This is a genomic window from Shewanella sp. SP1S1-7, from assembly GCF_031932105.1.
In the GTDB taxonomy this organism is placed as follows: domain Bacteria; phylum Pseudomonadota; class Gammaproteobacteria; order Enterobacterales; family Shewanellaceae; genus Shewanella; species Shewanella baltica.
Map to the genome: position 1 here is coordinate 265,101 of NZ_JAUOEU010000001.1, position 26,870 is coordinate 291,970.

Annotated in this window: 20 protein-coding genes and 1 riboswitch; of the genes, 5 read left to right on the plus strand and 15 right to left on the minus strand. The window is 47.1% G+C overall.

The window, feature by feature from the left end; translation table 11 throughout:
- Positions 1-657 precede the first annotated feature (657 nt).
- The 6 genes from ruvB to Q4Q49_RS01175 all read right to left on the minus strand — a co-directional run bounded on the left by ruvB (position 658) and on the right by Q4Q49_RS01175 (position 8,777).
- Positions 658-1,662, minus strand: coding sequence for a Holliday junction branch migration DNA helicase RuvB (gene ruvB / locus Q4Q49_RS01150; protein WP_006081741.1), 1,005 nt, complete (start codon positions 1,660-1,662; stop codon positions 658-660).
- A gap of 44 nt (positions 1,663-1,706) precedes the next feature.
- Entirely contained in the window at positions 1,707-2,324 is a 618-nt protein-coding gene (gene ruvA, locus Q4Q49_RS01155; protein ID WP_006081742.1) for a Holliday junction branch migration protein RuvA, read from the minus strand.
- Positions 2,321-2,842, minus strand: coding sequence for a crossover junction endodeoxyribonuclease RuvC (gene ruvC, locus Q4Q49_RS01160; protein ID WP_006081743.1), 522 nt, complete (start codon positions 2,840-2,842; stop codon positions 2,321-2,323). Before ruvC ends, ruvA begins: the two co-directional genes overlap by 4 nt.
- A gap of 120 nt (positions 2,843-2,962) precedes the next feature.
- Positions 2,963-3,709 (minus strand): YebC/PmpR family DNA-binding transcriptional regulator, encoded by a 747-nt coding sequence (locus Q4Q49_RS01165; RefSeq protein ID WP_311998412.1) that lies wholly within the window; start codon positions 3,707-3,709, stop codon positions 2,963-2,965.
- A 294-nt stretch (positions 3,710-4,003) separates the two neighbouring features.
- Complete coding sequence (aspS, locus tag Q4Q49_RS01170) at positions 4,004-5,782, minus strand: aspartate--tRNA ligase (protein ID WP_311998413.1); 1,779 nt, start codon at positions 5,780-5,782, stop codon at positions 4,004-4,006.
- A gap of 184 nt (positions 5,783-5,966) precedes the next feature.
- Positions 5,967-8,777, minus strand: a complete 2,811-nt coding sequence (locus Q4Q49_RS01175; protein ID WP_311998414.1) for a transporter substrate-binding domain-containing protein — start codon at positions 8,775-8,777, stop codon at positions 5,967-5,969.
- Positions 8,778-8,927: 150 nt separating this feature from the next.
- Between Q4Q49_RS01175 and cmoA the strand changes: the two genes are divergently transcribed.
- From cmoA to Q4Q49_RS01195, 4 genes are all read left to right on the plus strand, one after another.
- Entirely contained in the window at positions 8,928-9,659 is a 732-nt protein-coding gene (cmoA, locus tag Q4Q49_RS01180) for a carboxy-S-adenosyl-L-methionine synthase CmoA (protein ID WP_006081747.1), read from the plus strand.
- Positions 9,656-10,648 carry a tRNA 5-methoxyuridine(34)/uridine 5-oxyacetic acid(34) synthase CmoB gene (gene cmoB / locus Q4Q49_RS01185; protein WP_311998415.1) on the plus strand — a complete coding sequence of 331 codons (993 nt, stop codon included), beginning with the start codon at positions 9,656-9,658 and terminating at the stop codon, positions 10,646-10,648. The genes cmoA and cmoB overlap by 4 nt, the downstream gene beginning before the upstream one ends.
- A 293-nt stretch (positions 10,649-10,941) precedes the next feature.
- A complete protein-coding gene (locus Q4Q49_RS01190; protein WP_311998416.1) occupies positions 10,942-12,801 on the plus strand; it encodes a peptidase M3A in 1,860 nt (619 codons plus the stop codon).
- A 203-nt stretch (positions 12,802-13,004) separates the two neighbouring features.
- Positions 13,005-13,913 carry a LysR family transcriptional regulator gene (locus tag Q4Q49_RS01195; RefSeq protein ID WP_311998417.1) on the plus strand — a complete coding sequence of 303 codons (909 nt, stop codon included), beginning with the start codon at positions 13,005-13,007 and terminating at the stop codon, positions 13,911-13,913.
- A 50-nt stretch (positions 13,914-13,963) separates the two neighbouring features.
- On the opposite strand, the gene Q4Q49_RS01200 is transcribed toward Q4Q49_RS01195, so the two are convergent.
- The 9 genes from Q4Q49_RS01200 to Q4Q49_RS01240 all read right to left on the minus strand — a co-directional run bounded on the left by Q4Q49_RS01200 (position 13,964) and on the right by Q4Q49_RS01240 (position 25,675).
- On the minus strand, positions 13,964-16,441 hold the full coding sequence (locus Q4Q49_RS01200; protein WP_311998418.1) for a putative metalloprotease CJM1_0395 family protein: 2,478 nt from the start codon (positions 16,439-16,441) through the stop codon (positions 13,964-13,966).
- Between the two features lie 5 nt (positions 16,442-16,446).
- Positions 16,447-16,710, minus strand: a complete 264-nt coding sequence (locus Q4Q49_RS01205; protein ID WP_006081755.1) for a hypothetical protein — start codon at positions 16,708-16,710, stop codon at positions 16,447-16,449.
- Between the two features lie 102 nt (positions 16,711-16,812).
- Positions 16,813-17,928, minus strand: coding sequence for a 2-iminoacetate synthase ThiH (thiH, locus tag Q4Q49_RS01210; protein WP_259504132.1), 1,116 nt, complete (start codon positions 17,926-17,928; stop codon positions 16,813-16,815).
- On the minus strand, positions 17,925-18,689 hold the full coding sequence (locus Q4Q49_RS01215; RefSeq protein ID WP_311998419.1) for a thiazole synthase: 765 nt from the start codon (positions 18,687-18,689) through the stop codon (positions 17,925-17,927). Before Q4Q49_RS01215 ends, thiH begins: the two co-directional genes overlap by 4 nt.
- Before the next feature lies 1 nt (position 18,690).
- Positions 18,691-18,894: a sulfur carrier protein ThiS gene (gene thiS / locus Q4Q49_RS01220; protein WP_006081758.1), complete on the minus strand. Its 204-nt coding sequence runs from the start codon at positions 18,892-18,894 to the stop codon at positions 18,691-18,693.
- Between the two features lie 16 nt (positions 18,895-18,910).
- The gene (locus Q4Q49_RS01225; RefSeq protein ID WP_311998420.1) at positions 18,911-19,822 is read right to left on the minus strand and encodes a HesA/MoeB/ThiF family protein; all 912 of its coding nucleotides are present in this window, start codon (positions 19,820-19,822) and stop codon (positions 18,911-18,913) included.
- Positions 19,815-21,767, minus strand: coding sequence for a bifunctional hydroxymethylpyrimidine kinase/phosphomethylpyrimidine kinase (locus Q4Q49_RS01230; protein WP_311998421.1), 1,953 nt, complete (start codon positions 21,765-21,767; stop codon positions 19,815-19,817). The genes Q4Q49_RS01225 and Q4Q49_RS01230 overlap by 8 nt, the downstream gene beginning before the upstream one ends.
- Positions 21,768-21,769: 2 nt before the next feature.
- A complete protein-coding gene (gene thiC / locus Q4Q49_RS01235) occupies positions 21,770-23,893 on the minus strand; it encodes a phosphomethylpyrimidine synthase ThiC (protein ID WP_311998422.1) in 2,124 nt (707 codons plus the stop codon).
- Between the two features lie 201 nt (positions 23,894-24,094).
- Positions 24,095-24,193, minus strand: a riboswitch (TPP riboswitch).
- A 168-nt stretch (positions 24,194-24,361) separates the two neighbouring features.
- Positions 24,362-25,675 (minus strand): hypothetical protein, encoded by a 1,314-nt coding sequence (locus tag Q4Q49_RS01240; protein WP_311998423.1) that lies wholly within the window; start codon positions 25,673-25,675, stop codon positions 24,362-24,364.
- Between the two features lie 507 nt (positions 25,676-26,182).
- On the opposite strand from Q4Q49_RS01240, the gene trhA reads away from it, so the two are divergent.
- Complete coding sequence (trhA, locus tag Q4Q49_RS01245) at positions 26,183-26,866, plus strand: PAQR family membrane homeostasis protein TrhA (RefSeq protein WP_126491848.1); 684 nt, start codon at positions 26,183-26,185, stop codon at positions 26,864-26,866.
- Positions 26,867-26,870 lie beyond the last annotated feature (4 nt).

The window sequence follows — 26,870 nt, forward strand, 5'->3', positions numbered from 1 at the left end:
GTAAACTGGAATGAGGTACTGATTAACCACCACTTAAATTGCATAGTCATGAACATTAGTAACTTATATGCAGCCATAATTATGGAGATAACCTCGCTAAATCAGTGCATAACAGAAGATACAAACAGTATCAGTTGTGCTATTTATGCACACAAAGAAAATCACCCTCGAAATTTCAACAATATTGATACAAATTATTCCGTATACCAAACCCTAGCAAAAGATAACTGTAGTGAGTATTTGTGTTGAGGATTTAGTAACCTAAGGCAAATTATTAAATTAAGTTAATCTCAGAATAAAAATCAATTTTGATAGTGGATAGTTCCTATTTCTGCTCAATAAACAAACTAAATAGATACATTTGTTAATTAATTTAGGTTCGCGTCAATTAACTATAAATATACAGTTTTCTGTATAAAATCTATTGTAATCGTCTAAATACTGAGCTTAAAAAGACGGGGAGTTCTGGAATACTGATACAACTTAATGATGAGAAACTCATAGCTATCAAGTTTTAAAAAGTCTTATATTTAACGCCATTTCAAACGCTATTCGATTTGCCAAAATCTCACCCCTATTGTAACCAAAGTTAAATTTCACCCATAAAAAAGCGACCACTCAGGTCGCCTTTCATTATCGGTATTATCAAGCAGATGGTTATTCAGGTTTGATCAACTCAAAATGCTGGTATGCCCGTGCGGTTGCAATGCGGCCGCGGGGCGTGCGTTGGATAAACCCTTGCTGGATCAAGAAAGGTTCTAACACATCTTCAATGGTTTCACGCTCTTCGCCGATGGCTGCGGCTAAGTTATCTAGTCCTACTGGTCCACCCATAAATTTATCGATAATAGCCAGTAACAATTTGCGATCCATATAATCGAAACCTTCACTATCCACGTCTAACAAGTCTAAAGCGTGTTCGGCCACAAACTTAGTGACGGCACCGTCATGCTTCACCTGCGCGTAATCCCGTACGCGGCGCAGCAATCGGTTGGCTATTCTCGGTGTACCGCGTGAACGGCGCGCGATTTCAAAGGCACCTTCAGCATCAATATCCAGCTCCATTACCTGCGCCGAACGCGTGACTATGGTGCTTAAATCTTTGATGTTATAAAACTCAAGCCGCAGCGGGATCCCAAAACGCGCCCGCAGTGGTGAGGTTAACGCACCTGCCCGTGTTGTCGCGCCCACTAGAGTGAACGGCGGTAAATCAAGCTTAATAGAACGCGCTGCAGGCCCTTCACCTATCATGATATCCAGCTGATAATCTTCCATCGCCGGATACAAAATCTCTTCTACCACAGGGCTTAATCGATGGATTTCATCGATGAATAACACATCACCGGATTCAAGATTGGTCAAGAGGGCTGCAAGATCGCCCGCTTTTTCAAGCACGGGGCCCGAGGTGGACTTAATGTTCACTCCCATCTCGTTCGCCACAATCATAGCCAAGGTGGTTTTACCCAGTCCTGGCGGACCGTAGATCAACATATGATCTAAGGCTTCATTACGATTCTTTGCCGCTTGAATAAACACCTTAAGTTGCGCCCGAGTGTCATCTTGGCCCGTGTATTCATCGAGCATTTTAGGGCGCATTGCCCTGTCGATGGATTCATCTTGAGCTTGGATCTGCGGCTGGATGAGTCTGTCTGCCTCAATCATTATTATTCCTTCTCGCAGCTTTCATCTTAATTATCATCATTCAATTAAAGCATCGACTTAAGGGCAGCTTTGATCAGTGTTTCTGAATCCATGCCCTCTTTGTAGGCTGCAGAAACCGATTTGCTCGCCTGCGGTGGTTTATAACCCAGCGAAATCAAAGCTGAAATAGCATCTTCTTCGGCACTATTGACTGTCGGCGCAGGAGAGTAATTAGATTGCAGCACAAACTCACGCTCTGAACCTGCAGAGGCTTCCATCAAGCTCTTGAGCTTATCGCGCATTTCTACCAGTAAACGCTCGGCGGTCTTCTTACCCACACCGGGTAATTTCACTAAGGTCACTATGTCATCGCGCTCAACACAACCCACAAATTCTCCGGCTGTCATGCCAGATAAAATGGTCAGTGCAAGCTTGGGACCGACGCCATTGGTCTTGATCAATAAACGAAATAAGGCTCTTTCCTGTTTCGTGATAAAACCATAGAGTAACTGTGCATCTTCACGCACCACAAAGTGGGTGTAGACCATGGTTTCATGGTTAACTTCAGGCAGCTCATAAAAGCTGGTGAGCGGCATCTGCAACTCGTAACCCACACCATTAACATCGATCAAAATTTCTGGCGCTTGTTTCTCAACTAACACGCCCCGTAAACGACCTATCATCTGTACCGTCCGTATGTTCTTGCCGTTGCCCGGCCACTCAATGCGATTAAACTCTGGCTGGTGTGATAATGACACACAGCAACACCGAGTGCATCTGCGGCGTCAGCTTGTGGGGCTGCGGGTAATTTAAGTAGTTGTTGGATCATGTGTTGTACTTGGGCTTTTTGTGCTCGCCCCGTGCCAACGACTGCGCTTTTAATTTGAGTCGCACTGTATTCTGCCACAGGTAAATTGGCGACCGTGGCGGCGACAATGGCCGCGCCGCGTGCTTGGCCAAGCTTGAGCGCAGAATCGGCATTTTTTGCCATAAATACCCGTTCAATCGCAAACTCATCCGGTTGATACTGACGAATAATTTCAGTGATCCCATCAAATATTTGCTTGAGCCTGCCAGGAAGCTCTTCAGACGAAGTACGAATACAGCCACTGCCAAGGTAAATCTGATGCCGCCCCTGACATTGGATCACGCCGTAGCCTGTGATCCGCGAACCTGGGTCAACACCTAAAATAATTGCCATTTAATGCCTTATATGGGATCTGAATGTTCGTCTCAGTTCCTGGATTAGCGAGTGCCCTACGTTAGCGTGTGCGAGCTGAAATTGGTTTAGATTGACGCCCAAATCCAGCTCACAGTCAATCTAACCTAGGCTTGCCATCACGTCATCGGAGATTTCCGCATTATGATACACTTCTTGCACATCGTCATGATCTTCAAGGGTATCGATAAGGCGCATAAATTTTTCGGCAGTGTCTAAATCAAGCTCAGCTTTCGTCGAGGCTATCATAGCGATTTCAGCGTTATCTGCCACAAAACTCGCTTTATCGAGCGCATCTTTCACCATATAGAAATCAACGGGATCGGTGAAGACATCTATAGCACCATCATCATAGCTGACAATATCTTCCGCACCTGCTTCAAGCGCCGCTTCCATCAATGCATCTTCATCGGTTCCCGGCGCATAGGATAACACCCCACGCTTAGTGAACAGATAAGAAACCGACCCATCCGTGCCTAAGTTACCGCCCGATTTACTAAACGCATTGCGCACACCGCTCACAGTCCGATTACGATTGTCCGTCATGGTTTCGACCATCACAGCGGTGCCACCAGGGCCATAACCTTCATAGAGAATGGTTTCGAGTTGCTGACCTTCCAACTTACCGGCGCCGCGTTTAATCGCGCGCTCAACCGTATCGCGGGTCATATTGCCGCCGAGGGCTTTATCAATGGCGACACGTAATCGTGGATTGGAATCGGGATCTGAGCCGCCTTCACGGGCTGCGACGGTTAATTCGCGAATAAATTTAGTAAAGAGTTTACCGCGTTTAGCATCTTGAGCCGCTTTACGGTGCTTAATGTTGGCCCATTTACTGTGACCTGCCATGGGAAGTCTCCTTAACTGAGGTGTCATCGCATAGCTTATCAAGAGCCGAGGTGTAATGGATTGAATAACGGCTATGTAGGATTGAACTAACTGATATTGATAAGCAAAGAAATGACGATTCACTAAAAACAGACCGAGGCTTGCGCCTCGGTTTTCGGTACGAATAAAAATAACTGATAAGGACTAATGCTAATCGATTAACGCCAATCGACTAATGCCAATCGCCTTTCACAAAACGAGTTACACAACGTCGACTTGAATAAGGTCGATTTACAAAAGCCCTGTTACGAAAGATCAGTCTTCAGTTTTAACGGCTTTCTCAACCACGGCAATGCCAAGTTCAGCTAACTGCTGCGGATTTGCAAATCCTGGTGCGTTAGTCAGCGGACAAGCGGCAGTAGTTGTTTTCGGGAACGCCATCACATCGCGGATTGAGCTTGCGCCCGTCATCAGCATGATGATGCGGTCTAAACCAAACGCTAAACCTGCATGTGGCGGTGTGCCGTAACGCAGCGCTTCTAACAGGAAGCCGAACTTCTCTTTAGCTTCTTCGTCGGTAATACCCAGAATACGGAATACCGCAGACTGCATTTCTTGGTTGTGGATACGCACTGAACCACCGCCTAATTCGCAGCCGTTTAATACCATATCGTAGGCATCAGAAACGCGATTAGCTGGGTTAGCTTCAAGTTCTGCCGCCGTGACGCCGCGCGGAGCGGTGAACGGATGGTGAACAGCGTGGAAGTTGCCGTTGATTTTCTCAAACATTGGGAAGTCAACCACCCACAGTGGACGCCATTCGCCTTGTAATAAGTCGAAATCTTCGCCCGCTTTAAGACGCAGTGCGCCCATGGATTCGGCAACCACAGTCGCTTGGTCAGCACCAAACAGGATAATATCGCCAGTTTGCGCGCCAGTGCGGCTGACGATTTCATTGACTATGCTTTCGTTTAAAAATTTCAGCACAGGTGATTGAATGCCCTCTAAGCCAAGGCTTAGGTCATTAATCTTCATCCACGCTAAGCCTTTAGCACCATAGATGCCAACAAACTTCGTGTAATCATCTATTTGCTTACGAGACAGTGCAGCGCCGCCTGGAATACGCAGTGCAGCAACACGGCCTTCTTCATCGTTAGCAGGGCCTGAGAATACCGCAAATTCGACTTCTTTGAGTAAATCGGCAATGTCCACCAGCTCTAATGGGTTACGTAAATCTGGCTTATCTGAACCGAAACGACGCATCGCTTCGTTGTAGGTCATGCGTGGGAACTCGCCCAGATCGACGTTCAGCATTTCAAGGAACAGACCGCGCATCATCTCTTCGGTTTTCGCCATCACTTGCTCAGAGCTCATGAAAGACGTTTCGATATCGATTTGGGTGAATTCTGGCTGGCGGTCGGCACGTAAATCTTCATCACGGAAGCATTTTACGATTTGATAGTAACGATCAAAGCCTGACATCATCAGCAACTGTTTAAACAGCTGTGGCGATTGTGGCAAGGCAAAGAACTGACCTTTATAAGTACGGCTTGGTACTAAATAATCGCGGGCACCTTCTGGGGTTGCCTTGGTCAGGATCGGTGTTTCTATGTCTAAGAAACCGTTTGAGTCGAGGAAACGACGCACAGAACTGGTCACTTTAGCGCGGAAAATTAATCGCTGCGCCATTTCTGGGCGACGTAAATCTAAGTAACGATACTTAAGACGTTGCTCTTCGCTGTTGTTCTGGTAGTTATCCATGCTCAATGGCAGTGGATCGGCAGCGTTGATGATAGTCAAGGCTTGGCCTAAGACTTCAATTTCACCGGTCTTCATTTGACCATTGACTTGGCTGTCAGGACGGGCGCGAACTAGGCCTTTAACCTGAACGCAAAATTCGGCGCGCAGCGTGCTGGCGACATTGAACACCTCAGGTAAGTCTGGATCATAGACCACTTGGATCAGACCTTCTCTGTCTCTTAAATCTAAAAAGACAACGCCACCCAAATCACGGCTACGATTAACCCAACCTACCAAGGTAACTTCTTGTCCAACGTGAGACTTATTGACGTCTCCACAATAATGACTGCGCATCTAACTCTATCCTTTATCCGGAAACCGGTGCTTTGGAAATAATCAAAACGAGATAAAAGCGGCATTATAGTAAAATAATGCCGATTACCAAAGTACTTCACACTTAGGCGGTGAAGTATCAAACAGTTTTACGCCCTTGACTAGAGGCGAACGCACTATCTGAGCATGAGCGTTCAAAAAAACATCAAGCTGAGCGATAACAACGCCCGCCGCAACTTTTTGCTTGGTACATCAGTTGATCGGCTTTTTTCAATAAGCCTATCGCGGTATCACCATCGCGGGGATAAATCACCACGCCCATACTGACCGCTATGCTGACACTGACGCCTTGAATAAGCAAAGGGCTCGACAGTGCCTGTAGAATATTATCAGCAACTTGGGTTGCAGCATCGAGATCTTGCACACGATTTAGCAGGATAACAAACTCATCACCACCAAATCGCGCCACGGTATCTGAGCCACGGATAACCTTGGTTAACTTTCGGGCAACTTGTACCAGTAATTCATCGCCAATTGGATGACCATGTTGATCATTGATTTGTTTAAATCCATCCAGATCGATAAATAGCAAGGCAAAATGTGCTTGCTCGCGCTGATGGGACAGCAAAGCTTGGGCTAATCTGTCATCGAGCAAGGCGCGGTTAGGTAACTGAGTCAAAGCATCGTGGTTCGCCACATGCAGCAAACGTTTTTCAGCGACTAATCGCTGAGTGATCTCACGATTTAAGCGGCGATTTACTAACAACACTGCCACCATCACTAAGCACAAGATTATCACGCCAAATACGATATAACGCAGCCATTGCAGATATTTAGCACTCTCTGTCACGACAGAAAATGACACCCAACGCGCATAAATTTGCTGCTGATGCTGAGTATCAATCAAGGCTAAGGCTTTGTTAATCATTGGCACCAGCGGCGCAAACTGAGGATAAACACCAATATGGCTATGCTGATCGGCAAGATCACTCAGCAGCGACATTTTCAGCGTCGGGTAGTGACTGGTTTTAAGTTCGGAGGCCAACGTCACCACTTTATCGATAAACACATCCGCATTGCCATTCGTCACCGCCGCCAATCCCGCCTGCGTATTTGGCACTATCACTAACTTGAGTGAAGGTTCCAGACTCATCAATTGCGCCACCAAATGATAGCCCTCGACCACAGCCACCCTTTGCCCTGCAAGCTGGGCAATATTGAATACCGAGACTTGCTCCAATTGCGACACTAATGCCCACGGCGATGGCCAGTAAGCCTCACTAAACGCTAAACGCTGCTGGCGCTCCGCCGTTTGGGCGACACTGCCAGCTAAACTCACCTTGCCCTTTTGCAACGCCTCGATTAACGAATGCCAATCATCAAAGGCAACGGGCGTCAGCTTAAGTTTGAGCTGTTCCTTGAGTAATTTGACGATATCGCTATTGATCCCCGCAAACTCGCCCTGCTCATCCATAAACTCCATCGGCGGCCACTGCTTTAAATAGCCCACTTTAAGCTCGCCTAAACTTTCCACATAGGCCTGTTCTGCAGGGCTTAGGCTGACATGGCGCTCAGCTTGGGTAAAAACATGATCTTTGGGATTGAGCATCCATTTATTTTCAATATCGGCAAACTCTTGATTGCTAATATTGTTAAAGCCATTGGCGATCCGCTGCGTCAGACCAGGATCATCACTGCGAGTCAGCACATAAATGTTGGTGCTAAATTCGAGATTGGGATACTGGCTAAAGTCAGACCAGCCTTTATTGAGCAGTAAATAATGGGATGTCCATGCACCCGAAGCCACAAAGCCAACAATCTCGCCCGATCTTGCGCCCGCGACCATGGCATCCATATTGTCGTAATAGCGCAGTGCCATTTGGGGTAAGGCTTTACGTAACTCCACCAAATAAGGCGCCGTCGGCACCACACCAATACGTTTACCTTTTAAGCTGTCTAAATCGGTCAACTGCTGCTGAAAGAGAAACAAGCGGCTCTTAACTGTATATAAGTGCCAAGCCCGATTAAGCCCCGTTTTGACATCATCACTCTCTGGATACCCAATGTGCGCATCGGCAAGACCTCGGCGAACATCATCCACACTGGAGTTCATATCGCCAGAAATAAAATCAACGGCGATACCGGTTTTCTCGGACCACAATTGCCACATGTCCACATACAAGCCATGGGGTAAACCATCGACCCCTAAGTCCACAAAAGGCTCGGCGCCCAGTTGCATGGAAATAACAATCCCAGCTTGTTGACGTTGATAGCCAAGCCATCGTCGCTCTGTTTGTTGGATAAAGTGCGGATCGAGCGCGGTGAAACCTTTATTGATCCTATCAACTAAATCGAGATTGCCCTTTTTGACCGCAGGAACAAATTGCATAGCCTTAATTTGGATACGCGCCGTATTGGGATAATTCGCGGCAACCTCTTGGGACGAAGCAGGATCTTTCAAATAACCTTCTAAGCCCGCAAACACCATAATCTCGCCGGCGGCGACCCCAGCGAGTAATTTCTCACGACTTTCGTAGCGTTTAAACACGAGCTGAGGTTCGATACGGTGCAATTCTGCTTCGTGGGATGAAGCCGCCACCACACCAATTTGAAAGGGAATGAGTTCTTTAATGGATTTTTTGCCCTGCAGGGATTTATGCAGATATAAAAAAGTGCCGACATCGGCGATAGGCACAGCAAAGTCGAACTCTTGCTCACGCTCTGGAGTTTTCCCCATGCCGATATGCACTTGCGCCTTACCTTGCCGCAGTTGTTCAAGGGACTCGTGCCAGTGGCGCGCCACAAAAACCACTTGGGAATGGCTTTGTTTCGCCCACTCTTTCCATAAATCGACCAGTAGTCCAGTCGGCTCGCCATCGTTGTCGACATATTGATAGGGAAAGCTATCTTCACCCATCACCACGATTAATGGCTCGTCGGGCAATGGACTTGCCAGCCCTGTTATGCTCAAAAAACAGCTGCACAAGATCACGATTAAGTGGATCACAAACTTCAAGTTGAGCCCTTAGTACTTGATGTACATGTAACGATTTTGTTATCTATGGCGTATTAGACAAAAATTTATCGCAAATTACCAGTATGAGACTTGCTGCTAATCGATCGGATTCGTTAAAATGCCGGGTTGAATTCCCATGAAAAATCTCAGATGAACGTTTCTCAAGACACTATCTACGCTCAAGCGAGCGAGCATATTAGCGATTTCCAGTTTGATAACCGTGTAGCAGGCGTGTTCAGTGACATGATCCGCCGCTCCGTGCCTGGATATACGCAAATTATCAATACCATAGGCGATTTTGCAGATCGTTTCGTCATGCCAAATACTCAAATTTACGATTTGGGTTGCTCACTCGGCGCCGCAACTTTAAGTATTCGTCGCCAAATCCAAGGCCGTCAATGTCGTATTATCGCCGTGGATAACAGCGAATCTATGGTTGCACGCTGCCAAGAGAACCTGAATGCCTATGTCAGCGATACGGACGTCGATCTGGTTTGCGGAGATATTCGCGATATCGATATTCAAAATGCCTCACTGGTGGTACTCAACTTTACCTTGCAGTTTTTACCGCCAGAAGACAGAGAAACCCTGATAGCCAAAATTTATCAGGGCCTAAACCCCGGTGGGATTTTAGTGCTGTCTGAAAAAATTCGCTTTGAAGATGCCCCGATCCAAACCCTATTGGAAGAGCAACATTTAGACTTTAAACGCGCCAATGGCTACAGCGAACTCGAGATCAGCCAAAAACGCAGTGCGCTGGAAAATGTCATGAAGCCTGACACCTTAACCACGCATCAACAACGCCTAACCAGCCAAGGCTTCAGTCACTTTAGTCTCTGGTTCCAATGTTTTAACTTTGCTTCTATGGTGGCCATCAAGTGATCAGCTTTAGCTCGTTTTACCAACAAATCGCCGATTCAAATCTACAACACTGGCTCGAAACCCTGCCGAGCATTTTAGGCAAGTGGCAACGGGATCATAAACACGGCAACTTGCCAAAGTGGGAAAAAGTGCTCAACAAGCTGCACTATTCTGCACCCGACCAAGTGGATTTTGTCGATAGTGTGACCGTCGGTAGTGGCGAGCAACTTAGCTCTGGCGAAAAAGAGAAGCTAGAGAACCTACTGCGTCTGTTTATGCCATGGCGTAAAGGCCCCTTCCACATTCATGGCATCCATATCGATACCGAATGGCGCAGTGACTGGAAATGGGATCGCGTGAAGCAGCATATTTCACCGCTGAAAAACCGCACTGTGCTCGATGTTGGTTGCGGCAGTGGTTATCACATGTGGCGCATGTTGGGCTCAGGTGCCAAACGTGTCGTCGGTATCGACCCTTCGCCGTTGTTTTTATGTCAATTTGAGGCGGTAAAACAGTTAGCGGGCACACATCACCCTGTGCACCTGTTGCCTCTTGGCATTGAAGAACTGCCACCGCTTGATGCATTCGACACCGTTTTCTCCATGGGCGTTTTGTATCACAGACGTTCGCCTATCGATCATTTATTACAACTTCGTGATCAGTTGCGCACCGGTGGTGAACTCGTGTTAGAAACATTAGTGATAGATGGCGACGAAAACGCCGTACTCGTGCCTCAAGATCGATATGGCAAAATGAATAATGTATGGTTCATTCCGTCAGTTGCCGCGCTGATGCTCTGGTTAAAGAAGTGTGATTTCACCGACATACGTTGTGTCGATACCGATGTCACTGCCCTTGCAGAGCAACGCCGTACCGACTGGATGCCTAACGAGTCACTGGTTGAGTACTTGGATCCTAACGACATCACCAAAACAGTTGAAGGTTATCCTGCGCCCAAACGTGCCACGATTATCGCAGTGAAAAATCAACCTAATCAAGATTTAACCTGAACTTTCAGTCTGAAGTCAGCAAATATCAGCCATAGCGTCCTCAATGTTCGAGTGGGTAATGGCTGATATCAATCGCCGAAAGATCACTATTCCTCTCGTTTATCTGGAATATACAAGTGTTCAGCCGCTCATTGTGACTCCTTCCTGAATAGCAATACATTTGCGACTCTCACCCTTACCGTTGACATCCATAACATAACAGGGTTTCATGCATAACAATGACTTGAAGCTAGCTCAATTAGATACTAAGCCAAAGTTAACTCATTCCATCACAAATGCAGAACACATAACCCATGTTAAAATCCACTTTACTGGTTAGCCTGCTTGGCTTGAGCCTTTATGCTACAAATGCCGCCTACGCAGCGCCAAGTCCTGTCCCCCTCTTAGTGGAGCAATGTCTGCGTTTGCCAAACATTGAGCTTGCATCTGCCTTCGCCAACGCACGCTTAACAACAGCGCAATTAACCTTGGCTCAGCGCGCGCTTATTTTTGAGCAACAGACGATAGGACTCAATAATATCAACGACAGGCTCAACTATTACCGTGGGTTTAACTTACCGAGTGAAGAACGCGAAGGCTTACTGCAATGCCAGTTACACCTCGCCGATACTCTGTCGCAACTTCTCAACCAAGCGGAATTTAGCCAACTGGCTTACGCCTTAGCCCAAGGTAATGCTGAACAAATACTGTTGAGCCGACAGCTTAAACACTTGCTACAACAGCATTGGAGCGCCGAGGAAAAAGCGAAACTGCATACGGCGCAGGCCAGCATAGGCCAAGGGTTAGGCAGCCAACAATTTAGTCTTGCCTTCAATGACAGCCAATGCCAACCCGAAGCGACTCAGCAGCAACATCATCTGCATAAAGAAGAGGATAAAAGTGACGAGCCGAAGCGCAGTAGTGCAAAGCAAAGCGATTTTTCGGGCACTATCGTCAGCTACTTACTGACACAGGAAAACTCCGTATGTCGCCAAAATGTATGGCAGGCATACCAAGCCAGAGCGAGTGAAACCAATCAAACGGCATTACAGCGAATTGCAGAGCAGCGCCAACAAGCCGCCACGGCGGCAGGCTTTACCGATTACAGCGCATTAGCGCTTAATTCGCAGCAGTTATCATCCCCTGAGTTGGTCAAAGCCTTTCTCGATAGCCAAACCCAAGATTTGCAAGTGGCTCCCTGGGATATTGGACGTACTCTGTCACAACAAGCATCAGCCAAGGGCCCCACATGGCAGACCCCAGACGTCTTGAGTCGCAGCTTTACTTATCTGCAAGTGTTTGGTTTGCAGTTTGAGACCATAGCAACCGCCAACGCCGAGAAAACACCAACCGATCCTAATCGGCCGCATATTGTCAGGGTCTACCACCAGCAAAGATTGCTGGGTGAAATCTATGTGGCGTACAACCAAAATCCACAGCAAAGTAGTCAACAGCAGACATTGCGCCAAAGTATACTCGGCCAGCAATTTGGGCAACAGGCGTTGGATCTTAAGCCGCAACTGAGTAACTACAAAGACATTGAACAGTTAACCGAATCCATCGCAGAAGCAGTGACTTCCCTTGCTAAAGCGAGCCATTTTTACCTCAACAATGCCATGGGACAAAGTCAGGATAGCCATTTTGTGGCGAGTCTCTGGTTAGCTGAAGTACTGCGCCATCAACTCTTTCCGCAATTTGAGCAAAGCTATTTACAAGAGCGTGAAACACTGGCTAAAGCTTATTCGAAACAGCTCAAAGTCTTTCGCGCTAAGGTTGCAGTCAACTTTTATCAAGACGCAAATTCACAAATCTATCCGGATATCGGTGCAGAGTTTAGTGCTAGCTTTGGTCAAGACTGGCTGCAAACCAAGGATTATCCCTATAGTTTCAATGCTATCGCCAACGAAGGGCCGCTATACTACCAATCGCTCTGGCAAGCATCGTTAGCCCAGCTGATTGATCAAGCCACATTAGGCTGCCAAGACAAACTTCAATTATTCAATTTGTTAGTCGTCAATGAAGACGCTTTAAACCTAAGTGAACAATTGAATGCCATTATTGGTGCGCCCGTTGACAGCGCTTCGCTGATCCAAAGGCTCTCAGATAGCGATTCGGAACATGCTAGTAATTCTGGCAATCAAGCTTTCGAGTCCACAGGCTCTTGTGCGTTTTAAGTGTTAATACTTAGGATGTGTTTGTGACTCGGTCGGGCGCAAACACAGCAAATCGTCATGATTTGCCTCTCTATCCCCTCAGTCACTTAGCGCGACATAGCTAGCAGTATGTCGTGAGAATGACTGACTCTATGATATTTAATTGAAAAAGTCGTAAGAAGTGGCCACTATAAGCCTCAATCTATCGTTTTTTTGAGATTATAATGACTCGAGCTAAATCTACCTTAGAACAATGGCGTATTTTGCAAGCTGTGGTCGATTTTGGTGGCTATGCCCAAGCGGCCGAAAGACTCAACAAGAGTCAATCGTCACTTAACCATGCCGTTGCCAAATTACAGCATCAGTTAGGTATAGAACTACTCGAAGTCAAAGGCCGTAAAGCCTATCTCACCCAGCAAGGCGAAGTACTGCTGCGCCGCTCACGGCATGTCACCCAAGCCGTCAACGAGTTAGAACAGCTCGCGAGTAATCTCGAACAAGGGTGGGAACCAACACTCACGCTTGCCCGCGAAATTATCTATCCGATGGAAAGTTTAGTGTGTGCCCTCAATGCATTTCTGCCCCACAGCCGTGGCACACGCATCATCATGCTGGATTCTGTGATCACTGGCACCCAAGAGCTCATTCTGCAGGGTAAAGTCGATATTGCAATCTGTGCAGGGGTACCACCTAAAGGATATTTATCCGAACCCTTATGTGAACAAGAACTCTACCTCGTCTGTCATCCAAGTCACCCACTCGCAGACTTAGGCACAATTGAAGACGATAAACTACTGGCACAGTATTTACAGTTAGTGATCAAAGATACTGGCGTGCAATCTAATATTGATATCGGCTGGCTCAAAGCTGAGCAGCGCTGGACAGTCTCTAACTTCCACGAGGCAAAAGTCATTCTTAACCAAGGTATTGGCTTCTGTTGGATCCCGTCTTTTTTAGTCCAAGAGGAATTGGCTTCGGGCAAGTTAGTGCGTTTACATCTTGATGGCAGTCAAAAACGCCGCATCATGTTGAGCCTAGTGATCCCCAATAGGGATCAACAAGGACCAGCATCCAAACTGCTTGCCTCTTTAATTTTACAACAACATGGAATTGAACCAACTAATAGCAACTAATAGCAACTAATAGCATGAAACCAAATCATGGGAATTGTTAAAGCTTAAGCTTACACACTAAAATCAACATAGCGTGCTGGGTGCTTGCCCAAGTATTGCGGCTGGATCAATCCTGCTTGTTGCGATGCATTATCTTCAGCACTTGACTCACTCTGCAGTGACGCACTACGATTTTCACTCGCACTGAAACTTGATGGCGGCGCGTTTATCTTGCTGGTATCTTTTGCGGCCAGAATTGGCAGAACAGTAGCGGATTGCGCATGATTAGGCAGCTCATTTACAGGGGCGAGATTAGAAGGCTGAATATTGGCTTGCGGCGTTACGTCAGCACGGACTGAAGGTCCAATACTGGCTTGTGCAACAGCGGTATAATAACGACTTGCGGTACTATCGGGTCTTGGAATAAAACGGGTCGCTAAATCAGCAGCAGTTGATGCTTCTCCAAATGCTAAGGTTGCAGTCGGTGGCTCAATGGTTTCCACTGTCGTTGACGTATTGACTGAGCCGCTGGTACTCGAGGTATTAGACGGAGTTTCCGAACTAATACCTGAACTTGTGTCAGTCGTCGCAGCTGTTTTGGCCGTCTGCGCTTCAACCCTTTGAATGAGCTTATCGACTGCATCTGATACTGGTGTTGAGACGGCATTTGGGGGCTGAGAGATATTCCCTGACTCATCGACGTTCCCCGTTACTGCGGGTGTGTGTTCTTGCAACGGCGGTAGCTCTTTAATCTGCGCATCGGCGCCCACTAAGGTTTGGGTTGTTTGCAAGTCTACAATCTGTTGTTGCCTCTCTTCAGCAAGCTTCACCTTTGCTTCATTCATTTTTTGCAAAGCTTCAGCGGCAACGCGGATATCCGCAGATGAAGGATCAACCGGAGCCATTGCCGCCGCGTACACTTGTTTCATTTTGTTTATCGTTGCGAGTGGATCGCCTCCGACAGCAGAAACATCAATCTGCACTTCACCATCGGTGGCATAACGTTGGCCATCGGCCCCCTTCTCATACTTAAAACTCGGACTCTGAGCGTATTGCCCACCGACAGTGGCATGGGCATGTTCATGGGCTTTAACCTCAGAATCTCTGGCTTTAAGTGAATCAAGCTGTTGTTGCTGCAGTGCCTGCGCTTTTTCTTGGGCTTGCTTTACTTGCTCCTGAGCTTGCTGTGCCTGTGATTGCGCTTGTGACTGTTGTTGCTTTGCTTGTTCTGCTGCCACAGCTTGCTGTTTCTGCGACGCTTCTTCCTGTGCTTGCTTTTCAAGCTGATTATCATTTTTAGCAAAAACAGCGGCTAAGGCTTGCTGGCGATCATCGGGGTTAGACACTATAGCAGGATCTTCTACCTGACTGACTTGAGCCTTAGCGTCACCGAAAACCTGAGTAAATTGTTCCAACACTGTCGGTTGAGCCACTTCATTGCGAGCGGATTGTTCTACTGCTTTTGCAGCGTTTGACTGCTCAACAGTCACTGTACTCGCTACTGAACTATTACTACTTATATTTCCAGAACTGTTATTTACAGAAGTGTTATTTACAGAGCTATTACCTGCCGAGTTAGAGGTGGATGAGTCAACTACCGCAGCGCCAGTAAAAACAGTTTGTGGCCCAAACACTGCGGCTAAATCAGGCATTATTGGAAAAGCACTGCCCGTATTCGTTGGATTAAAAGCGGAAGGCTCTGTGCCAGTCGTATTAATTGATGAACTCGTAGGCGTAAAAATATCAGCGGCAATACTGCTCGTGACACTAAGACTCGGACTTATTGTAGATAAGGCGTTTGCGCCAAGGCTAGTTCCTGTAGCACTCGTGATTGATGACAATGCAGGAGTCGACACAGGTGTAGCAATTTGTCCCCCACGTACACCAGAAATGGACCTTGGCCCCGTTAACAAGCTAAAACTGGCATCCGCATGCAAACTTGCCCGATCTTTTAACCCATTGACTTGAGGAGCATTGGTTTGAGGAAGAGCAACCTGCGGCCTTGATTCAGCAAAAGGATTGGCCTTTAGTGCTTGACTTGCGCCATTGAACGCTGGTGGTAGTACAGGCGTAACATCCGCAATTGCAAGCGGCGCTTTTAAAGCATCAATACCTGCGACATTTGAACTTATGGGTGTCGCGGTATTTGTATCGCTGAATAAAGGCGTTGATGATATAGCTGCAGGCATTGCAGAAAATGTTTGAGCGCTCGATTGCAATGAACTATCAGCCGAAGAACTTGCGTTAAAAGATACATTCGGTGATGAGTGGAGAGATTGAGAAACGTAAGTTACTAATGGAGCAATAGCCGAAACTTTAACCGGAGCGGTTGAGGTTCCAGTAAAATGTGGTTCATAGGCACCACTCGCTTCAAGTTTTGCGGAGCCTGCTTGAGTGCTGACTCCTTGATAAGTGCTATTAGCGTGAGTCTTGCTTTGAGTCTTGCTTTGACTGTGACTTTGGCTTAAATCAGTGCTTAGCGTCTTATCATGTGCCGAAAATGAAGAGGATGGCGCTCCAACCTTAGGTGATAGCGCCACAACCGACATGATTTTTACACCTTAATATTAATGATCGAACCTATCGTTTCTGAATCAGTTTCAATCACTTCTGTTGAGGCTTCACCTTGTCTTAATGACTCATTTGCGGCCAGTAATGCCGATGTTTTATCGGGCTGGGCAACATCTCTGGCAGGCTCTGCCGGAGTCGCACTTTGCGTCTGTGTAGGTTTAGCCACATCTATCGTTGCTTGAGTGAGCCCAGATTGAGCACTTTGCAAGCCTTGCAGACCGGATGAATAAGCAGATTGGATTTGCATAACGGTATTCCTGCACGCTGTGATTAATGGGTCAATTATTGACCAGTAACGTGCAAAAGTACAGATTTTATCCGTATTCTCAGCATTTATTTACGGCCAGATTTATCCTGTGATCCAATTAGCTTCCCAATCCTTAAATACGGGATTAAAACCCTGCCGTTGCATCTGTTCGATAACTTGCTCGACACTGCGATCATCGCTTATCTCAAATTGATCGAGTTGACTGTCAGGCGTTTGATAGCCGCCCGGTTGTGTCGAACTGCCCGCACTGATTTGAGTGATCCCAAGTGGCAAAAGATTATCCCTCAGCTCAGGGCTTTCCCTTGTCGACATGCTGATATCAAGCTGTTGATTAAAGAGTCTAAATGCACAAATCATTTGCACTAAACCTAGATCCGATAGCATGACTTTTGGGGGGATCCCGCCAGTACAAGGTCGTAACCTTGGTAGCGAAATACTAAAGCGGGTACGCCAATAGCGTCGTTCTAAATAGTCGAGATGATATCCCATCATTAACGCATCTAAACGCCAATCATCCAGCCCCAGTAATACCCCAAGACCAATTTTATCAACGCCCGCCGCCGCAACTCTGTCCGGTGTTGCTAAACGATAGGCAAAATCCATTTTTTTACCTCGAGAATGGTGACGAGCATAAGTCTCGGGCTGATAGGTCTCCTGATAAATCATCACAGCATCTAAACCTAGCGCGACTAACTGGCGATAATGGTCCTCACTCATGGGCTGGACCTCCATCGCCAAATGGCTAAATTGCTGCTTTACCAGCGGCAACATTTGCTTGAAATAATCGATGCCGACCTTAGTTTCATGCTCACCCGACACCAGTAAAACTGAATCGAAGCCCCTATCTTTGATAATGGCCATTTCGGCCATCAACTCCAGCTCATTCAAGGTCTTGCGTTTGAGTTTGTTACTCATGCTAAAGCCACAGTAATCACAATCATTAGCGCACAGATTCGAGACGTATAGCGGTAAATACATACCCAGATTCGCGCCAAATCGCTGCCGCGTAAGCGCCGCTGAACATTGTGCCATGGTTTCTATATAAGGTTCAGCCGCAGGTGATAACAGGGCCAGTAAGCTACGTAAATCCCCTGCTGGACTCACTAACGCCCGCTCAACATCCTGGGCAGTGCAAGAATACAAATCGAGTAACAGTTTATCCCGTGGGATCTTGGCAAATTCCGCTACAAAACTCATTGGTTTAAAAATCCCGTCAGAGGACTGGTATGTATCGCGCCCGTTTGTACTCGGCCAAGCCCTGCTTCAAAGGCCCGTCTACCGCATTGCACCGCCTCTTTAAAGCACTCGGCCATCACTATCGGCGACGCACTGCTAGCGATGGCGGTGTTAACGAGCACCGCATCGGCGCCCAGCTCCATTGCCCGCGCAGCCTGTGAAGGCGCGCCAATGCCGGCATCGATCACCACTGGCACCCGCGCCTGCTCTATGATGATTTTTAAAAAGCTTTCAGTGACTAAACCCTGATTACTGCCAATCGGACTCGCCAGTGGCATAACCGCAGCGCAGCCTACCTCTTCCAAGCGGCGACAGAGCACAGGATCGGCATGCACGTAGGGCATCACGATAAAGCCTTTCTCACAGAGGATTCTAGCCGCCTCTAAGGTTTCTATCGCATCGGGCATTAGGTACTTAGGATCCGGGTGGATTTCGAGCTTAATCCAATGAGTTCCAAGCATTTCACGGGCAAGCTCAGCCGCAAACACCGCTTCCTTGGCGTTTCTCGCCCCCGAAGTGTTAGGCAATAGCCGGACACCCGCTTGGCGTAACGGCGTGAGTAAATCATCAAGCCCCATTTTAAAATCAATTCTTTTCATCGCAACTGTCACTAACTGCGATTTTGAAGCCGTTATCGCCTCAAGCATCACTTGGCTATTGCTGAATTTTCCCGTTCCGGTAAATAACCGTGATTCAAACTCCACATCGGCAATCGTTAACATACTAGCCTCCCGCTACAGCTGAAAAAAGTTCTAATTTATCTTCATGTTGGCAGAGAATCGATTGCCAGCGATTACGCGGAACCACCTCTGCATTCAACACGATAGCGACCGAATCGAGGGCTATATCTTGCGCGAGGATCACCGCCGCGAGTGAAGTCGGTTCCGTTAATGGCTGCGGGACATTATTTATGTGAATTAAAATCATATCAAACCTCCATACTTTATAGTTTGCTGGGCTTATCGGATGATGAACGAACCTCTTTTGGACCACATACGTCACAATGGGGATCCCGCGTTAATGTCGCCGCTGTCCATGAAAGTGATTTAGCGTTAAAGCGCCAAAAACGCCCAAACAAGGCACTTTTAGGTTCATCACAACTATCCATACTCAGCAAGAGTTGCATGGCCACCAAAGATTGCATTGACGCTATGACGCCTACGCTCGGCCCGAGTACGCCTTGGGTACTACAGCTCTGCGACACTCTCGTCTGTGCGGGGAAAATACAGTGATAACAACCACCAGAGGGGAACCGCATTTGGTCGACCGCGAACAATTGGCCGCTAAATGCCGCGATTGATGCGCTGACTAAAGGTAAAGCCGCTTCGATACAGCGGCGATTAATGGCTTGGCGAGTCGCGAAGTTATCTGTGCAGTCAAGCACAAGTACTCTTTTACCTTGTTGTTTTAATTGTAAAACCTCAGCGAAGTGATGAGCTGATGTCTCAGCACTAAATGCTGTTTCATGGGCAGTAACAGTGCACTGCGGCGCTAAGCCTTTGAGCTTTTGCTTGGCAACTCGCGCCTTATTGAGTCCAATATCGGCATCGTTGAATAACAATTGTCTTGGCAGATTCGATACTTCAACCTTATCCCTATCGATTAAGGTCAAGCGACCAATACCTGCACAAGCCAGATACTGCGCCGCCAATTGCCCTAAACCGCCAAGACCGATAATAGCGACACCGGCTTCGGCTAGTTGCAATTGCCCGGCCTCACCCACTTCTGGCAATAAGACTTGCCGAGAATAACGGATGAAATCGGCATCACTGAGTGTATGGCCGCAGTGTTCATTGTCGCTGTGTATATGACCGCAAAGAACCTCTGCGTGAGCAAGCGGTTGGTTTTTACTCATGCTTAGCAACCAACTCATGCTTTACAGCCAGTTCTTCAGACAAGCTACATTGCTCCCAAGCTTGGCTCAGCTCTGCAAACGCGGCTAACGGATCCTTAGCTTTCGTTATTGCGCGCACTACAGCAATATTGCCCACCCCAGTGGCTTTCACCTTTGCCAGATTTGTTAAGTCAATACCGCCAATTGCGACCAAGGGATAATGATCTTGGAGTAACGCCACATAGTGTTTAAGTTTTGCGAGCCCTTGGGGCGCCGAAGGCATTTGCTTCGTCGTGGTTGGGAATATATGCCCAAGCGCTATGTAGGATGGCGAGTATTGGTGCGCCAATAGCAACTCGAAATAACTGTGGCTCGATATGCCTAGCGCGAGCCCCGCGGCTTGAATGGCCGCTAAGTCAGTAACGGCGAGATCTTCTTGGCCTAAATGTACCCCGAAGGCATGGTATTTTATCGCTAACTGCCAGTGATCATTAATAAAAAGCTGTGCATTAAAATGCTTGCCTAAGGCAATGGCTGTTTGAATTTGTGCTTCTAATTCGGAGCCAATTAACTCAGGTTCGCCTGACTTAGATTTGCCTGACTCACATCTACCTAGCGCAGACTTGCCTAAATCAGATTCGGCTGGCACTGCAGTAGTTAATTCGCTGATGTCGGTTTTTATCCGTAACTGCACGGTTTTAACGCCCGCAGCTAACAAACCCTCCAGCATGGTTAAGTCACTCACCACAGGGTAAACACCAAGATCGGCATCGAGCACTTTAAAACCGTGGGATAAAATATTTTGAGGTGGCGTCGAGGCTATTCTTACCTGAGCGGTTGCCTGATCTGTTGCAGATAAAACTGTTGCAACTAAATCACACCTAACATCAAGATGTTGATTGAGGTGATGACTAACAAAATTGCCATCACACAGATTTATCTTGGCATAGCGGGACAAATCATTAGGCCAACCCGTTCGGGCCAACGGCCCTGGACCTTGCCCTAAACCAATCGCCGCGCTTAAGCCTTGACTCACGTAGGCTTTGGCAACCACCACCGCATCTTGCAATACAAAACCTTGCGCTAACACAGCGGCAATGGCCGATGACAAAGTACAGCCGCTACCATGGTTATGACGGGTATTAACCCGCTGGCAGGCTAACCAGAAACGCCCATTTTGATGCAGCTCAGAGCTCGCGCGCACTTGACGACAAACTAGATAATCCTCGGCAAGCGCAAGGTCCCAGCCGTTGCTATCAAGAGCGATAACATGAACATTAGCCTGAGTTTGAGCATAAGTGCTAGCGTGAGTTTGAGCATGAGTATCAGCAAGAATGTCAGTGCAACCAAAGCTCACATCGCCACCTTTAGCGAGCACACTGCAATCAAGGCTCTGGGATAAAGCCAGTGCCGCGGCAGCGAATTGCGCTTTCGTTGAAACATCACTGTGAGTTAACCGCCCAAGTTCAAGCACATTGGGCGTGATAAGTTCGATTAAACCTTTGAAAGGCTTAAAATCTAAGGCTGATTTGGCCGCACTTTTTATATCCTGACAGTTATCTACTGCTAATGCATCGCCACAACTGGCGACCATCACAGGATCGACAATCACAGGCACTGATGGATAGTGGATTTTAAAACTAGCGATCCAATCTGCCAGCAATGCCACTTGAGTTTGATCTGCCAGTAAGCCGATTTTAATTGCTTTGGGTGGCAAGTCGGAAAGTAAAGTCGTCAGCTGAGCCATTAACATCGCCGCTGATACGGGCTCGACTAAAGTGACCGCCACAGAACTTTGCGCCGTCACTGTGGTGACCACACTGCAACCGTGACAGCCCAAATCTTGAATTGTCGCTAAGTCCGCCTGAATACCGGCACCGCCGCCACTGTCTGAACCGGCTATGGTCCAAACAAACGCGGGACGCTCGGTATTCATGGGCAATTTCCCCCCATGAATACCCTGCATAATTAGGCTTCCTCAGCTTCGGCGACAAGCTTGTCTTTGACGTGATAGATCTCGGCTCCCGAGGCAGCAAATTGTGCCGATTTTAGCGCCATAGCCGCTTCCAACTCCTGCGGCGTCTTGATTGTGACTTGCATGGCTTGGGCTGCCGCTTCAACTTGATCCGCCTTCGCTTGTGCCGCCTCTAAGCCAGCGGCATAGGCGCGCACATCTTGGGTGATTTTCATCGAACAAAATTTAGGGCCGCACATAGAGCAAAAATGCGCGACTTTAGCGGATTCCTGCGGTAAAGATTCATCGTGATAAGCACGCGCTGTTTCAGGATCTAGTCCTAAGTTATATTGATCTTCCCAGCGGAATTCAAACCGCGCCTTTGCCAGCGCATTATCACGAATTTGCGCACTCGGATGACCTTTCGCCACATCGGCGGCGTGGGCAGCAATCTTATAAGCAATCAAACCTTGCTTAACATCTTGTTTATTCGGTAATCCTAAATGTTCTTTTGGCGTGACATAACACAACATAGCACAGCCGTACCAAGCAATCATGGCCGCGCCTATGCCGGAGGTGAAATGATCATACCCAGGTGCGATATCAGTGATTTGCGGGCCAAGCGTGTAAAACGGCGCCTCATCGCAGTGAGCTAACTGCTTGTCCATGTTCTCTTTAATGAGCTGCATCGGGATATGTCCCGGCCCTTCGATAATGGTTTGTACATCGTATTCCCACGCGATTTTGACTAGCTCACCTAAGGTTTCAAGCTCTGCAAACTGGGCAGCATCATTAGCGTCGGCAATCGAGCCTGGACGCATACCATCACCTAAAGACAGGGATACATCGTAGGCAACGCAAAGCTCACAGATCTCACGAAAATGGCTGTAGAGGAAGTTTTCCTTGTGGTGACTCAGGCACCATTTGGCCATAATTGAACCGCCGCGGGAAACGATCCCAGTAACGCGTTTAGCCGTCATCGGCACGTAACGCAGCAGCACACCAGCATGAATAGTAAAGTAATCAACACCTTGCTCAGCTTGTTCAATCAAGGTATCGCGGAACACTTCCCAGGTTAAATCCTCTGCCACGCCGTTCACTTTCTCCAGCGCTTGATAAATCGGCACTGTGCCAATGGGCACTGGCGAGTTACGGATGATCCACTCGCGGGTCTCGTGGATATAACGCCCCGTGGATAAATCCATGACAGTATCTGCCCCCCAACGGGTTGACCAGACGAGCTTTTCCACTTCTTCCTCGATGGATGACGTCACCGCAGAATTACCAATATTGGCGTTCACTTTCACCAGAAAGTTACGCCCTATGATCATAGGTTCGGCTTCGGGATGGTTAATATTCAGCGGAATAATCGCGCGGCCACGGGCAACTTCGGCGCGGACAAATTCTGCGGTAATCGGTTCGCCGACTAAGGCACCAAAAGCTTCGCCCTTGGCTTTACGATTGAGGATTTCATCCTGTACTTCGGCAAGTGCCATGTTCTCGCGGATCGCCACATATTCCATTTCGGGCGTGATAATCCCTTGACGGGCATAGTGTAATTGGCTGACTCGTTTGCCCTGCAGCGCTCTACGTGGGCGGACAATGGCACTCGAGCCAGCCTCAAAACGTAGATGGTCTAAACCGTCGTCAGCGAGTCTTTGTTGGGTAAAGTCTGAGGTCGCGCAGGGTAATTGCTCTGTATCGTTGCGGGCTAGAATCCAGTTTTGTCTTAATTTACCAAGGCCTAGACGCACATTGATGTCGGCCTCAGGATCGGAATAAGGTCCGGCGCAATCGTACACGCGAATTGGCGGATTTTTTTCCATGATAGGCGCATCATCTGTACCGCCGACAAGGATGTCAGTCTGCAGGATTTGCCGCATGCCAACGCGTATATCGACACTGGAACCTTCGAGATAAATCTTTTGTGAATTAGGATGTTGCAGCGGCGCTAACGTATCGATAAAGGCTTGGGCCTGCGCGCGGGTTTCGCGGCGACTCGGCGCCTTAGGCACGATTGATTGACTAGACTCAGTCGATTTATTAGGCACTGTCGATTTATTAGGGATTGTCGACTCTGGCGCTGTGATTTCTATTGCATTGGCAGCTACAGCTGGGTTTTGGTTTGAACTGGACATAAGCAATCTCACGTTAAAAAATGGAGTTGCTTGTCTGGAGAATTGAGTTGTTGATAGCTGGACATGGCAATCAATTTTTGTGGCCAACACTGGCTTCAAAAATTGAGTTACCCTGCTCAATAACAATTAAATCTAAACATTAAGGCTTAAAACTCTGCTGAGTAAACAGGTGTTCAAGCCGTCTATTTTGGCGATTTAATGTGTGTTATTACGCTTGTTTCCTTCGCAGGTTTTAACCTGATCAGGTTCAACGGATCCCGAATAAACGGTCTCAGCCAAGAGGCACTCCGACAAGATGAGTGCGCAGTATAGACAGAAGCGGCAGCAACAAACAAGGAAAAAAGTAATTAAAAACCTTAACTACCAATCCAAAATAAAGACTCACAATCTATTGTTTTTAATTGAAAAAAATTAAGTAAAACTAAAAAATTTATAATTGGCGTGAAAATAAATCATAAAAGAAAGTCACTATTTATGGGGTTTGAGCATCATTTTGTTTAATCGAGATTGAATGGCATCATCAATAGCTTGATTGATTTTTTTGCCACTGCAGTCAAATGGGAAACCTAAATTTTCGGCGTAAGGATTAACTTGAGTGCCGACTTGTACCACGCGATAACAAGTATCCCCTTTACGCACAATACGATTTGGATCTAAGGGTAAATCTAGGCTCGTTGTGCCACCGAAATCATCGGCGTTAGGGACAAATAACACTTCCATCTCAGGGCTCATTTCACTCATATTCGATTTCCGGGTGAATTTATCGGCCTGTTCAATGACGAGATCATCGAGCGCTTGCTCGCGCTGACGTTCAAAATATTGCTGGGTGAATAAACTCATGCTTGAGCTTGTCGCTATTGTGCTCTCACCTTCTGCTGCGGGCGAGCTCTTAGCGCCAAGCTGCGGCTTTATTTCTGTGGTATCAAGCGTATTAGTTGGTTTTTTTGCCGTCACTTCCGCGGACTGTACTTCACTTTGGGCACTTGATTGAGATTGGCTCGATTGAGTGATGTCCGGTTTAACCGTATCTGGCTTCACTTTTCCCTGATCTACTTTTTCAGGCATGACCTTTTCAAGTATTGGCAGAGGCTTAACTTGAGTTTGAGGCGTGGGAACAGTTGTAGGCGTAACAGAACTTGTCATCTCAGTCTTATCCACGGCCTTGCTCTCTGTTTCTAGCGCAGCGCTTTCAGCCTTCTCTACCGCGGGAGCATAAATAAAGTAAGCTTTAAGCGCCGTCACTTTAGGGCCCCGACTTTCCGTTTCCGTTAATCCAAAGGGATTTAACTGTGGGCGCCACAAAATGCAGATAAGTAAAAATAAACACGTATGCACTAAGAGCACAAAAAATAGCAGGCTTAATCCTTTGAAATATGGCTGACGAGTACGTAACCCCAATCCTTGAGCACGGGTTTGTATTGTCCTAGACAGTTCAAGTTTGGATTCAGATTCAGAAACCAATTTATCTTGATCTTGATGTTCAGTATGGATTTCTTGCAGTACCAAATCTCGGGTTTTAACTTGAGCGATGCCTTTGATGTCATGCTCAGTGACTAAAAGGCCTGCACCGCGATTGAACGCTGACGGCTCGGCAGCAGTGGTAAAAACAGGCGTTTGTGCAGTATCCAGATCAACGAAGTGATGATCAAATGCAATAAAAGTCTCGCCTTCTGGCGATGTGACCGAAAAAAGCAAAGCACTATCAGTATCATCTCCAATCGCTATTGCTGTAGGAGATACTGTCAATAAAGGCACGGCTTTGGGTTGACGTTGAAAAGGCAAAATCCATCCTTAGGTTTTGTGTAGTCTCAATTGATTTCGATGATGCTTAACGTGGAACAATTACACTCAAATCCAATATCAATCCAATATCGAGTTGCTGAATATTGAAAGAGAATTATCCAATGATTGCATTTACTTGCGAGTACTCAACGCAGATTAGAGGAGGCAAACAGGGTAAAGTTCAACGCGAATGCAACACGTTACAAGCGCAGTGCTTACGCTAATGCTTAGTAAGACACTTGTCAGTCGAGACAAATAAGGCTGGGAATTGAGATCACAATCGCGCTAAATTGATGGGAAATGGCTTGTTAACTCTTACGTCTTGAAGCGGATAACATCATCAATGCGATACGCTGACGGGAATGCAAGACGGCGTAAAAAAGATAAAAGGTGAAAACAATAGAAGCCAATCACGAAATTTAAGCTTACAAGTGTGCGCTTAAATATGGTGATTTATTTTCCTAACTGATAGACTTAGTCATTATCGTTTGCGAGTGTGTATCTACCATGTCGAGTCAAAGTGTTATCGAACAACAAAACCCAGCTAAAATCCCTGCTAATTCTGGGCCTTATAGTATTAAAGAAGAGATCGCTAATAGCGTATCCCATGGCTTAGGCGTCATAGCAGGCATAGTGGCATTGGTACTGATGTTACTCAAAGGGCAAGATCATCTAACGCCAATTCAACTAACAGGCGTTGCCATTTATGGTGCGAGCATCATAGTGCTTTTTCTATGCTCGACCTTATACCACAGCGTTAGCCATTCAGGCTGGAAACATAAACTTAAGATCGCCGATCACTGCGCAATTTACTGCTTGATTGCAGGAACTTACACACCTTTGATGCTGATAAGCCTACAGGGGACGCAATCGATAGTGATTTTAACGGCGATTTGGTCGCTTGCGATTGGTGGGATCCTATTTAAGACGCTATTTATTCACAAATTCAAAAAGTTAAGCTTAGTCTTGTATCTCGCCATGGGTTGGCTATGTGTCACTGTGATGGGCGATTTAACGGCGGCCATGTCGGAGTTAGGTTTTAATCTATTGATCTTAGGTGGATTATTTTACACTTTAGGTGTGGTGTTCTACGTCGGGAAACGCATTCCATTTAACCATGCCATTTGGCATTTGTTCGTGCTTGGCGGTGCCATGAGTCACTTTCTGTGTATTTATCTGACTGTTCTTTAAATGG